This is a genomic window from Bacillus sp. FSL K6-2819 (genome assembly GCF_038008305.1).
GTDB lineage: Bacteria > Bacillota > Bacilli > Bacillales > Bacillaceae > Bacillus > Bacillus amyloliquefaciens.
Genome location: NZ_JBBOYV010000001.1, coordinates 1,487,772 through 1,500,013, shown reverse-complemented (window position 1 = coordinate 1,500,013; position 12,242 = coordinate 1,487,772). Strand labels below are relative to the sequence as shown.

10 protein-coding genes and 1 pseudogene are annotated in these 12,242 nt (G+C 40.0%); all 11 read right to left on the bottom strand.

The genetic code is table 11. The features are described from left to right. Positions 1-25: 25 nt before the first annotated feature. Positions 26-3,472, bottom strand: coding sequence for a pyruvate carboxylase (gene pyc / locus MHH91_RS07940; RefSeq protein ID WP_013352141.1), 3,447 nt, complete (start codon positions 3,470-3,472; stop codon positions 26-28). A gap of 75 nt (positions 3,473-3,547) precedes the next feature. Beyond that, complete coding sequence (locus MHH91_RS07935; protein ID WP_013352140.1) at positions 3,548-4,759, bottom strand: FtsW/RodA/SpoVE family cell cycle protein; 1,212 nt, start codon at positions 4,757-4,759, stop codon at positions 3,548-3,550. Between the two features lie 205 nt (positions 4,760-4,964). Next, positions 4,965-5,246 (bottom strand): YlaN family protein, encoded by a 282-nt coding sequence (locus tag MHH91_RS07930; protein ID WP_003154494.1) that lies wholly within the window; start codon positions 5,244-5,246, stop codon positions 4,965-4,967. Positions 5,247-5,352: 106 nt separating this feature from the next. Further along, positions 5,353-6,009 (bottom strand): annotated as a pseudogene (gene glsA / locus MHH91_RS07925) (glutaminase A); the annotation flags it as partial. Beyond that, positions 5,990-7,699, bottom strand: a complete 1,710-nt coding sequence (locus MHH91_RS07920; protein ID WP_340977485.1) for a recombinase family protein — start codon at positions 7,697-7,699, stop codon at positions 5,990-5,992. The gene MHH91_RS07920 and the pseudogene glsA, both read right to left, overlap by 20 nt. Before the next feature lie 266 nt (positions 7,700-7,965). Beyond that, on the bottom strand, positions 7,966-8,415 hold the full coding sequence (locus tag MHH91_RS07915; protein WP_340977483.1) for a hypothetical protein: 450 nt from the start codon (positions 8,413-8,415) through the stop codon (positions 7,966-7,968). After that, the gene (locus MHH91_RS07910) at positions 8,396-8,947 is read right to left on the bottom strand and encodes a hypothetical protein (RefSeq protein ID WP_340977481.1); all 552 of its coding nucleotides are present in this window, start codon (positions 8,945-8,947) and stop codon (positions 8,396-8,398) included. The genes MHH91_RS07915 and MHH91_RS07910 overlap by 20 nt, the downstream gene beginning before the upstream one ends. Next, positions 8,935-9,855: a hypothetical protein gene (locus MHH91_RS07905; protein WP_335463945.1), complete on the bottom strand. Its 921-nt coding sequence runs from the start codon at positions 9,853-9,855 to the stop codon at positions 8,935-8,937. Before MHH91_RS07905 ends, MHH91_RS07910 begins: the two co-directional genes overlap by 13 nt. A gap of 32 nt (positions 9,856-9,887) precedes the next feature. Next, complete coding sequence (locus MHH91_RS07900; RefSeq protein WP_340977476.1) at positions 9,888-10,733, bottom strand: glycosyl transferase family 2; 846 nt, start codon at positions 10,731-10,733, stop codon at positions 9,888-9,890. Positions 10,734-10,760: 27 nt separating this feature from the next. Beyond that, positions 10,761-11,261, bottom strand: coding sequence for a hypothetical protein (locus MHH91_RS07895; protein ID WP_234034278.1), 501 nt, complete (start codon positions 11,259-11,261; stop codon positions 10,761-10,763). A 14-nt stretch (positions 11,262-11,275) separates the two neighbouring features. Further along, positions 11,276-12,157 (bottom strand): hypothetical protein, encoded by an 882-nt coding sequence (locus MHH91_RS07890; protein WP_340977473.1) that lies wholly within the window; start codon positions 12,155-12,157, stop codon positions 11,276-11,278. Positions 12,158-12,242 lie beyond the last annotated feature (85 nt).

Here is a 12,242-nt window from a genome sequence, read left to right as displayed (position 1 = left end):
GGTGCGGATCAGGTTTTTTTAAATTCTACGCTTTTTCAATCTCAATCAGTAAATCGCCTGTCTGAATCGGTTCACCGTTTTTCACATGAATCTGCTGAATCGTCCCGGAGAACGGCGCCTGCACCGTCGTCTCCATTTTCATCGCTTCATTAATCATCAGATGATCCCCTTTGTTCACCTTCGCACCGGTTTGCGTTAACAATTTAATAACGGTTCCCGGCATTGATGCTGCGATGTGGCTTGGGTTTGTCCGATCGGCCTTTAATTTTTCCTGTACGGATGATTTAATGCTTTCATCTTTAATGACCACCTCACGAGGCTGGCCGTTCAACTCAAAATAAACGACACGTGTCGCATCAGGCTGCGGTTCACCGATAGACACAAGCTTTACGATCAGCGTTTTTCCTCGCTCGATTTCCACTTCGATTTCTTCACCGAGCCTCATGCCGTAGAAGAAAGTCGGTGTGTCCAATACGGAAATATCACCGAAGCGTTCAGCCGTTTTAACGTATTCAGTGAATACCTTCGGATAAAGAGCATACGCGATTGCGTCCTGATCACTCAATTCCATCTGATGAGTTTCTTTCCATTCTTCTTTGATGCCTTCAAAAGATACCGGTTCAAGCAGTTCACCCGGTCTTACCTTAATCGGCGTCTGTCCTTTTAGAACGAGCTTTTGCAGTTTTTCCGGAAATCCGCCGTGCGGCTGGCCGATCTGTCCTTTAAAGAGCTCAACAACAGAATCCGGAAAATCAAGAGTTTCGCCTTTATCATAAACATCTTGTTCCGTTAAATTGTTTTGCACCATGTAAAGCGCCATATCTCCGACGACTTTGGAAGAAGGCGTTACTTTAACGACGTCGCCGAACATGCGGTTGACGACGCTGTACATGTCTTTCACTTCATTCCAGCGGTCGCCGAGGCCGACTCCTTTTGCCTGCTGCTGCAGATTGCTGTACTGTCCGCCCGGCATTTCGTGATTATAAATCTCAGTATGCGGAGACTTCATCCCGCTTTCAAATTCACTGTAATATTGACGGACGGATTCCCAATATTGTGACAGTCTTTCAACCTGCCGGACATCCATTTCAGGACGGCGGCTGTTTCCTTCAAGCGCATGATAAAATCCGCTTGCACTCGGCTGTGAAGTCAGACCCGCCATTGAGCTGACGGCGACATCTACGATATCCACACCCGCTTCAACGGCTTTGGCATAGAGAAAGACGCCGTTGCCGCTCGTATCATGCGTGTGAAGATGAACGGGAATATCAATCGTTTCCTTCAGCGCTGAGACAAGTTCGTATGCGGCTTGAGGTTTCAAAAGACCGGCCATGTCTTTAATGCCGAGAATATGCGCTCCCGATGCCTCAAGCTCTTTTGCCATAGAAAGATAGTATTTCAGATCATACTTCGTCCGGCTCTTATCAAGAATATCTCCCGTATAACAAATCGCAGCCTCCGCCACTTTTCCGGTTTCACGGACGGCATCGATGGCCAGCGTCATCCCTTTCACCCAGTTCAGGCTGTCAAAGATCCGGAATACGTCAATACCTGATGCTGCTGACTGCCGGACAAATTTTTGAATGACATTGTCCGGATAGTTTGTATAGCCGACGGCATTTGATGAACGAAGCAGCATCTGGAACAATGTGTTCGGCACTTCCTTGCGGAGATCTTCAAGGCGTTTCCAAGGATCTTCCTTTAAGAAACGGTACGCTACATCAAATGTCGCCCCACCCCACATTTCAAGGCTGAACAGTTCAGGCCACAGAGCAGCCGTAGGGTTTGCGATTTTTTTCAAGTCATTGGATCTGATCCGGGTTGCAAGCAGGGACTGATGGGCATCCCTGAACGTTGTATCGGTCAGAAGTACGGATTTCTGCTCTTTCACCCAGTCAGCAAGCCCTTCAGCGCCTCTTTCATCAAGAATCTGCTTCGTGCCGCTTGCCGGCTTTTCGCCGATACCTAACGTAACAGTCTGGGGCTTATCAAACGCAGGTTTTTCTTTTTTTCCGATTCCCGGAAAACCGTTCACCGTTACATTGCCGATATAGGAAAGCATTTTTGTTCCGCGGTCCTTCTGTTTAGGAAAAACAAACAGCTCAGGCGTTGTGTCGATAAACGATGTATCGTATTGTCCCGTCAGGAATTTTTCATGCTTTGCCACGTTTTCAAGAAACGGGATATTGGTCTTAATGCCCCTGATTCTGAATTCCTGCAGGTTGCGGACCATTTTTGCGGATGCCTGTTCAAACGTCAGCGCCCATGTCGACAGCTTGACGAGCAGTGAATCATAATAAGGCGTGATGACGGCGCCTTGGAAGCTGTTCCCAGTATCAAGACGCACGCCGAAGCCGCCGCCTGAGCGGTAAGCCATAATTTTACCCGTGTCAGGCATAAAGTCATTCAGCGGATCTTCAGTGGTCACGCGTGACTGTATCGCATACCCGTTTGTAAAAATGTCTTTCTGATGAGGGATGTTGACGGCACGGCTGTGCAGACCGTGGCCCTGCGCGACGAGGATTTGCGTCTGAACGATATCAACCCCCGTAATCATTTCCGTAATCGTATGCTCCACTTGTACGCGCGGATTCACTTCAATAAAGTAAAATTCACCGTCCGCTACGAGAAATTCCACTGTTCCAGCGTTGATATAGCCGACATTTTTCGCAAGTGCGACAGCCGCTTCACAGATCTCGTCTCTTAATTCAGGCTGTAAGGACACGCTCGGCGCCACCTCAATGACCTTTTGATGCCGTCTTTGAACGGAACAGTCCCGCTCATACAGATGGACGACATTTCCTTCTTTATCTCCGATCACCTGAACTTCAATATGCTTAGGATTTTCGATCAGTTTTTCAACATACACTTCGTCGTTTCCGAATGCGGCTTTCGCTTCGGATTTGGCCCGCTCAAACGAATCTTTCAATTCGTTTTCGTTCCTGACGATTCTCATTCCGCGGCCGCCGCCTCCGAGCGACGCTTTAATAATAAACGGAAATCCGTGTACTTTTGCGAATTGTTCGACATCTTTTAATGTTTCGGCAGGCCCGTCACTCCCCGGAATAACGGGGATGCCGGCTTTTTCCGCCTGCTCTCTGGCCTTGACCTTATCTCCGAACATATCCAAATGCGCTGACGTCGGTCCGATAAATACGATGCCCTCTTCTTCACAGCGTCTCGCAAATTGGATATTTTCAGACAGAAATCCATAGCCCGGATGAATGGCATCAACGCCGTTTCTTTTCGCGATCTCAATAATCCCTTCAATATCAAGATACGCGTCAATCGGTTTTTTGCCTTCTCCGACAAGATAGGCTTCATCCGCTTTATAGCGGTGGTAGGAACCTGAATCTTCTTTTGAATAAACGGCTACCGTTCTGATGTTCAATTCTGTGCACGCCCGGAAAATCCGGATCGCAATTTCTCCCCTGTTTGCTACTAACACTTTTTGGATGGATTGTTGTGACAAACTTTTCTCCCCCTTGGCCTAATAAATATGTAGTTTATAATAAAGGAATATCCGCCCTGTGTATACACTTGTTTTTTACAGATACACAGTTTTTTCCGCCTGCCGTCTTTTTACCCCCTTAGACGGAATCGGTTCCCTCTTTTTCTTCTTTTCCGAGTACTTGACATGCATACTCACATTCACCAAAATACCGGCGCTCGTTAATAACAAGAACATTGACGAGCCTCCGTAGCTGATAAACGGCAGCGGAACACCTGTGATCGGAATTAAACCGCTGACACCGCCGAGATTGATGAAAGTCTGTATCGCAATCATGCTGGAAATCCCGATTGCCAAGAGGCTCCCGAACGGATCTTCACATTTTCTCGCAATATAAAAGCCTTTTAACACGATAAAAGCAAGCAGCACAATGACGAACAGGACGCCGAATATACCGAGCTCCTCTGAAATAACCGCCATAATAAAGTCTGTATGCGACTCCGGCAGATATCCGTATTTTTGAATGCTTTCTCCGAGACCGAGGCCGAAAAAGCCGCCTGAGCCGATCGCATAATACGAATTTATAATCTGCAGGCCTGATGTGCTGGCGTATTTAAACGGATTTTCAAGGCTTTCAAACCGGCTCATGCGCCCGGGTGTCAAAATATCATCCCATTTCAGATAGATGATCGGGCTGACAAGGAGTAATACGATTCCCGCCAGGAGAACCAGTTTCAGCAGCGTCTTTCCGCTGAATCCCGAGCACATAATGACGCAAAACGCGATTAGACCGATAATCATCGCCGTTCCGAAGTCAGGCTGAATGGCGATAAGCGCACAAATGACGACGGTAACGATCACCGGCGGCGCAACTCCTGTCAAAAGCTGATCGATGTAGCTTTGTTTCTTCGCGTACACCGCGGCAAGATACAGAATCAGGGTCAGCTTGACAAATTCCCCCGGCTGAATGGCCATTCCGCCGATTTTAAACCAGCTTTGCGCGTTTCCGGCAACATGTCCGAAAACAAACAGCGCGCACAGCGCAGCCACTGACGCAAGCAGTATTATTTTCTGAATCTTTTGATGGGCAAACACTTTGTACGGAAAAACGGCCGCGATGATAAACAGCACGAGCCCTGCAATGACGGCGAACAGCTGCCGTTTAAAAAAATAGTCGCTGCTCACGCCGTAACGCATAACGGCGGTAATCATGCTTGAGCTGTATACCATTACCAATCCGAAACTGCACAGCAGAATGATAGCGCATATCAATGAATAATCGTAAGATTTTAACATTCTTTTAAACATAACATCCTCTTTCCTGCTTAAAGCTTACGTTTAATACTTATTGCGTATTATATTTTACTATAATTCATAAACAATTTACGCAGTTTCTTTATAGTTTTTCGGATGAAATGCAGATTAAGAGACCGTCTTACGAAAAGAAGATGCAAAAATAACGGTTTACGGTTATAAAAAAACCCAAACCGTTAAATAGTTTGAGTTTGATCATTTATTTTCCTGTAAACGCGTCATGCAAAGCAGACAGTTCTCTTTCAAGTCTGTCCAGCAGTTCTTTTCCGTCGTTTTCATCAACTAATCCCAGGCGGACAGCAAAATCGATTTCCCTCGACAGTCCGAACATCTGAGTATCCAAGACCTCTTCGTACAGAGGACATTGAGGCATCGTTAAGTTATCCATTTGTACTCGGATCAGCTTCAAAATCTTCTCAGCATCCAGCTTCAACAGCTCGAATGCCTTCTGCTGATGGTCAACTATAATCTCTGAAGCCAAAAGTATCCCTCCGTTCCCCAGGCGAGTACCTAATTCTTCTATTTATCATAAAGGGTATCAGGTGAAATTGCAAGAGGATTTAAGCAGATGTTATGATAAAAATGTTTCAAAAAATACTCAGCCTGTATTTCTCAGACATGATTTCCAAAAGCTTCACACCCGCGATGCTGTTGCCTTTTTCATCAAGCGCCGGGCCGAATATACCGATTCCGAAATTATACGGCGAAATGCCCATGATGCCTCCCGAAACGCCGCTTTTGGCTGGAATGCCGACCTTGATTGCGAATTCACCGCTCGCATTGTACATACCGCATGTCACCATAAACGTCTTGCAGATTCTCGCCACATCTTTTTTAATGACCTGCTCCCCGGTTTCCGGATGCTTGCCGTCAAGTGCGAATACGCAGCCGATTTTGGCTAAATCAAGACTGCTCATCTTAATCGCGCACTGTTTTGTATACAAATCCATAACCTCTTCAACATCGCCTTTAAAAATGCCATATTGCTTCATGTAATAACACATTGCCCGATTGATCATGGATGAACTGAATTCCGATTCTGCGACATGTCTGCAGTATGTAATTTCCTGATTATTCGCAAGTCTTCTGATGAATCCGAGCAGATAATTCAGCCGGTCTTTCGGCGAATGCCCCTTAATTAAACTCGTAACGACGAGAGCTCCCGCATTAATCATCGGATTTAAAGGCTTGCCCGGATTCACTGTCTCAAGCTTAATCATAGAATTAAACGGGTCGCCGGTTAATGGAATGAACATAACTTTTTTCATCTTTGGGTATTTCAAAATTGCACAATATATTTAGTTTCCCATCTTGCGATATGTCTATTCGCTTAATTATCGAATCCAGCAATATTTTCCGTTGAACTTGACTAGCTTCCTTAAACACAATAGAAAAATTCTTTAATGCATCTAAAACAATATTTTGTTCAATCTCTTTATCATTGTTCTCTTTTATTGATTGTTGTAGAGACTCCAGCTTTTCTTCAATTTCTTTTTTCTTTAAAAGTGTTTCAGTGTAACTCTTTTCGTAATCAGTTATTATTTCTTCATAAAGTGGACTCTCTGGGCTTACCCTTTTCATCAAGTTCATTATTGAAACAAGCTCACTTTGAAGCTCTTTTAACTCAGCTTGAGCGGAGACGATATCCGTTTCAATTGTGCTTTTTCCCTGGTCTATCCCTTTTAGTATTTCTTCTTTTAAATTGTCCTTATTAAAGCCGTCAAACATTTCAAGTAATTTACTGACAACAAAATCCTCAAGGATATTCTGTTTAAAATTCTTACTTGGACATATTTCATTTCTGCTTGTTTTGTCTTTATTCTGTTTAGAAGCACAGACATAATAGCAATACTTCTCATTGTTCCGTTCTTTTTTTAAAACAGTTCTTGATTGTATAGGGCTTCCGCATTCGGAGCAATATACTAATCCAGTTAGTAAAAAAGTTGTACTAAATTTACGGGGAGCTGATATTGATTTCTTAGATTTCATTTCATAAATCTTTTCTTGTTTGTCCAGTGTTCTTATCGCCTCATGGAATCCTTTTTCCCGAACAAATTTATCTTGGTCATACTGTAGGTGTTTATTGCCTTCTTTTGAATACTCTATGATACCAGCATAAAAAGGGTTGAAAAGAACACCTTCAACTGCACTCTCAGTCCAGTACGTTTTTCTCCCCTTATATACAACTCTTTTTATATCAGCCCCTTTCTTTCTTTTACCCAAATGCTTCACTTCGTGCCCGTTCATATACCTTGTAATTGACCCTACTCCAATACCATTTAAATAAAGATCCTCAATTTCAATTAATGAAGGGATAACTTCTTTTATGACTACAATTTCCTTGTTTTTATTTAAATCATATCCATATGGTAATGTTCCGCCTGTCCATCTTCCTTTTGCTGCTATACTAGCCCTTGTCTCTTTTACCCGCATTGAGGTATTGTTTGACTCCATGTTTGCCAAGAAACCTAAAACTGGTTCCATTATCCCCCTTACCATTGGGTTTGAGGAAATCGGCTGTTCTTCCGCTGATGTAAATTCAATGTCACAATTATTTTTAAAGATTGTATCAAGGATTGTAAGCCAATCTTTTTGTATTCTGGATAGCCTGTCCCTTTTATACGCAATTACTTTATTAATCTTTCCATCTTCTATATCTTTAAGAAGTTCCTGAAGCACTGGCCTTTGTTTAATGGAATTCTTTGATGCGGATACCGCTTCTTCAATATACTCTTTATAAAGAATACCATCACGTTCCTTGATAAACTTGTAGGCTCTTTCTCTCTGCATCGGTATTGAATCCTTAGTTACCTGTTTAACATCAGAAACCCTAATTAGAACACCGTAAGTGTCTTTCTTTGTCTTTTCCTCTATTGTGTCAATTTTATCGACACGACTTTTATGATATTTAAAAACGTCTTTAATGTCAGTCAATTTAACCCCACCCCAAAATTTAACTACACGTATTATATAATATTAAAAAGGGCAGCCATTAAAGCTTACCCTTCATTATTTTGTTTTTTATCTATGTAATCAATAACCATTCTGCTGACTTGTTTAACGAACTGTTCATATTTCTCGTTCTCATTATCACTATAGATAATCTCCCCCATTTTCGGTCTATTTCGGACTCCTCCCATTTGTTCACCTCACTTAGTCTAAAGATGAAGTTTATAACTCATGCCGAACGAGCGGCTGTCTTATTCAGTCTTATCTCTGATCTTCACTATTTCTTTGATAACAAGCACAAGATCGTTTCCAATATTATTTATCCGCCCTATATCCGATGCGTTATTCAATTCCATCAATAAATGAGCTTTCTTTTCCTGGAGCCATCTTAAAGCACCTTCCAGATTCTCTCCGTTTTGTTTTGCGTTCGATTGTCCCGCAGAAAAATCGTCCAGCATCGCTTCAAAGAAATCTCGATATCTCTCATCTAATTTATTGGATAAAATCATTGTTTTAACATAGCTTTTAAATTCATCGGTGATACCTTTGGCTTTCATGAAGTCTCTAACAATTTCATACGAGGTGAAAAGCTGGTCTTCAATTGTATTGAACCTTGTTTTCCAAAACTTTTCATTCTTCTTCAAATCGTGGTTCTCAATCATAACTTCTTTAAACTCTTTCTCAATCAATGTTGTGTTCATTATGTAGCTCCTTTTTAAATAAAATTGTAATCTCATTGCCGATTTCATTTTCATAAATGCTAATAAATTTTCTTATCCCTTCACCCTCATACCCTTTTTGCACTGGGATATAAAATACATGTTTATCAATTCCGCTCCTCTCCATAAATGGCGAATCTTCAAGGATTTTGCTCCATAGTTCTTTCTTGACAGCCTGGATTCTTTCCACGTCATCTGCAGGTGTTTGTTTTACATATTCCATGATAAAACAGTCATTAATTATGTAATCCACTGTGTAGCCAGCAACTTTTTTCATGTTCTCGTAGTATTGGCCATCAAGCATGCCGCTTATTACAATATCTAACACAGTTCTGTTTTCACCTTTAATCAATTGTTTTAGGTCTTCAATTTCCCGTTTCAATACAGCTTCTTTTTGTTCGAGCGGGATTCTTGGCTCTAATTCATATTCTTCGTCTATTTGTTTTTGCAAATCCTTGAGAGCTGCTTGTTTATTTTCAAGTGTTTTCTTATGTAAATTAATTAGAGTGCCCATTTATCATGCTGGCTTTCTGGATGATTAGAGATCGACCGTTTTACTCCTGTGATTTGTTCCTTTAATTCCTCACGTCTCAGAACTAGAATGTCATGGTCTACTAATTTTTCTCTAATAAAAGATTTTAAAGTATAAATCTCATCTTCTAATTTTTTCACTCGCTGCTCCATATCATGATTTTTGCGTAAATGCTCTCCCTTAGATACAGCCACTAGAGTGTCCTTATCAAGTCTATCTCTCAATGGAGCCCCTTCTTTTGTTGGGTTATACCACCTGTTGGAAATGAGATTAGGTTCTATTAACAGTAAACTTGCTAACTCCTTATGAAGTTGTTTAAGAGATTTACACTCTTTGATTCCTTTATCTGTGTAACAAAACACGAAGTCTTCAAGCTCTTTATACCAATCTATTCTTAATCCTGCTTTGTCTCTTATAAAACGCACAATAGGAAAATTATTTTCACCAATTAAGGCATTTCTAATTTGGTTAGCAATTATAGAGTTTTCTAGCAACATTCCAATTTTCAACACAGCCTCCAAAGGCATAATTGCAAGGGATTGTATCCCTTCGTACTTCTTGTTTTCTTTTAAATATGTAAGTTTGTAAGCATTGAGACCCTTTCCTTTTAAAAACTCCATCCCATCCTCAGTTAGTTCATTCCTATACCCAGATACAATTTTTCCAATATCCACCTTGTCCGCTTCATAATATTCGCTAACCATCTCTAATGTCATGCTTTCCCCATCATTTAACAGAGTGTAGTCTTTCACTTTACGCAGAACATTAATTTTATTCTTATATTTATTACGCTCTTCTTTTGTTTTAATCTGTGGAATAATCATTACCAATCCCTTTAATGTTATTTTTACTCTATTTATATTTATAAAATCCATTTGATTGATAAGCACATAATAATGCCTGATCTAGTGTATTCCTCTCCTTATTTTTTAGTGTCAAACTGATCAAGATTCAATTCACGAAATTCTTCTGAGTCATACTCAAATGTTGATGTACCCTCTTTAACGATTACCCCTTTACATCTATTAGGGTAGTAAACTCTTTTTTGTAAATGTCTTAAAGCTTTAACAAAATGAGATTTGGGAAAAGCACAAAAAACTTTTTTAAAATTTGTAGTGGAGAGCTCCCACTCATGAGTGACATAGTTAAAGGCTACAATATATTTAAACGGTTCCGATGACTCCTTATCAAACTCCTCATCAAACTCTTCATCAAATCTATGGATTTCATATTCAATTGCACCTTGATGACTCTCCCAAACTTCGTCATCTAGCATCTCCCTTAACTTTTCAACATATTTACTGCTGTAGTCTTCTTCGCAAATGAAATTCCCACGAATCAAGTTAAGCACTTCATACTCCGCTTCTTGCTTTTTAAGGCCTTCGTAATCCCCGCCTCTAAACGGCTTGTAATATTCTGGATCGTTCTTACTATACCCTTCTTCATCTCGAATTCTTCCGTAAGAATCATATAAATGTGGCGAAACTTCATCTTTTAAAGCATCTAGTGCTTTAATGTAGCCCGCCCGCTCTTCGTTAAGTTCAATATGACCCAAAAAATGCTTGAAGACATCTTCCAAATTCACACATGCGAGAAAATGAATCAGAAGTTTATTTTTATTTGTTTCTATTTCTAATTGCTTTGAGTTCTCTAGGTTTGATTGTGTTAAAAGCATGTTCTTATTTTTTTCTTCTCCGAGTTCTTTTTGAAGGGAAATTTCTCTTTTGCTAAGTTTGTCCCAAAAGTCTTGTTCAATATTTTTTTTCATTTTTTATTAGCTCCTTTTGTTTTAATGCTATTTTGTTGCAGCCACATAAGGTTGATCGGTTTCATCTATTTCAACTTTACATAACAACTTCTTCTGATAATGCCCATCCCTTTTTATCTCACCCATTAATTCTTCACTAATTTTATTTTTATCCAAAAAAGCTTTAGGGCAATATTCAGACCTCACAAATCCATAATCCTTGTTTTTGCCCAATTGCCATAACTCCATTTCGTGAAAACCATCTTCAGTAAAGGAATTAAGGGCGCTCAACATTCCTTTAATGTCTTTTTTGAGATTTTCTTCATTATGTCTATATTTTATTTTCTTGCATACTCCGTGTTTTAAGTTGTACGGCATATCAATGGTTACCCTTTTGTCGCCAAGTTCTTTAATTATTGCAACATGTGTCCCAGGATATTTGTGTGTAAAGATCATTTGTGCTTTCAAAGATTCATTGTAGAAAGTGTTTTCAACTGTACTTTGGACAAATCCAAATTCCTTAGCGATCTTTTTTGTATTAATCAACATAAATCAACTCATTATTATTGTTTAACTAACTTTAAATTTGGCGGATTTTGTTTAACGTAAGTGTTCCCCTCAACGTCTTGATAGATTGAATATGTTGGTATTCGGTTAATTCCTGTTGCTTCATATACTTTTTCACGCAGTTCTTTGTTGTTTTTTATCTCTCTCATAGCCTCTTTTGTCATACTTTCATGCACATATGCTTCTTTTTCACACTCAATGTAATCAACAAAAATCATATTTTCAAAATCTTCTAATGTAATGTAATCGGGGTACTCATTAATTGCTTTTAATGTATTAGGGCTTTTATCAATGGAAAGAAAATTTAAAATATCATGCTTCTTCACTTTATTATCATGTATAGCAAAGATCGTGTTAATATACGGCATCACAGATACAAACACAGGTCTGTACTTAATTAATTCATCGAACACTTTATCCGCCTCGGATGACAACTCATCGACATCCTTGTCTGAATAACTAATTAACCGCTCAAGTTCAATCATCGTAGCGCCCACTTTATTTGATGCTCTTTCAATTTCCCATGGTAAATCATTATTTCTGATTAGTTGATATCCTCGAAAAAAACGTTTATAAGTAGGCAAAAGATTGAATGGAGAGTAGCTGGTTATGTTTTTCTTTTTTAGTTCTGTGAATCGTTGTCTTAATGAGTCCAAGTCTTCATCTGTGAAATCGCTGTTCAAAAATCCCTCCATGATTCCTTTCATGTTGATACCTGCCGTTGCTATATGGCTTTCGTGAAGTTTTTTATAAAGTTTCAATAATTCCGACTCCAAATCAGGAACTATTTCTAAAAACTCTTTACCTTTCTGGATTAGGCTATCTAATTTATTGCATTCTTTAAGTAACCGCAGCTTTAATTCAAAGACATTTTTCATTGCAAGCACTCCTCTTGTTTATTGTTAGATATCGCCTCTTGGATGGATTCTAACACAACTTAAGAGTGAATAATTCACTCTTAAG

Excerpts from the sequence above, each read along its gene's own strand:
- MHH91_RS07910 (WP_340977481.1), bottom strand. The coding sequence starts at position 8,947 with ATGGGCACTCTAATTAATTTACATAAGAAAACACTTGAAAATAAACAA.
- MHH91_RS07890 (WP_340977473.1), bottom strand. The coding sequence starts at position 12,157 with ATGAAAAATGTCTTTGAATTAAAGCTGCGGTTACTTAAAGAATGCAAT.
- MHH91_RS07900 (WP_340977476.1), bottom strand. The coding sequence starts at position 10,733 with ATGAAAAAAAATATTGAACAAGACTTTTGGGACAAACTTAGCAAAAGA.
- MHH91_RS07915 (WP_340977483.1), bottom strand. The coding sequence starts at position 8,415 with ATGAACACAACATTGATTGAGAAAGAGTTTAAAGAAGTTATGATTGAG.
- MHH91_RS07935 (WP_013352140.1), bottom strand. The coding sequence starts at position 4,759 with ATGTTTAAAAGAATGTTAAAATCTTACGATTATTCATTGATATGCGCT.
- MHH91_RS07895 (WP_234034278.1), bottom strand. The coding sequence starts at position 11,261 with ATGTTGATTAATACAAAAAAGATCGCTAAGGAATTTGGATTTGTCCAA.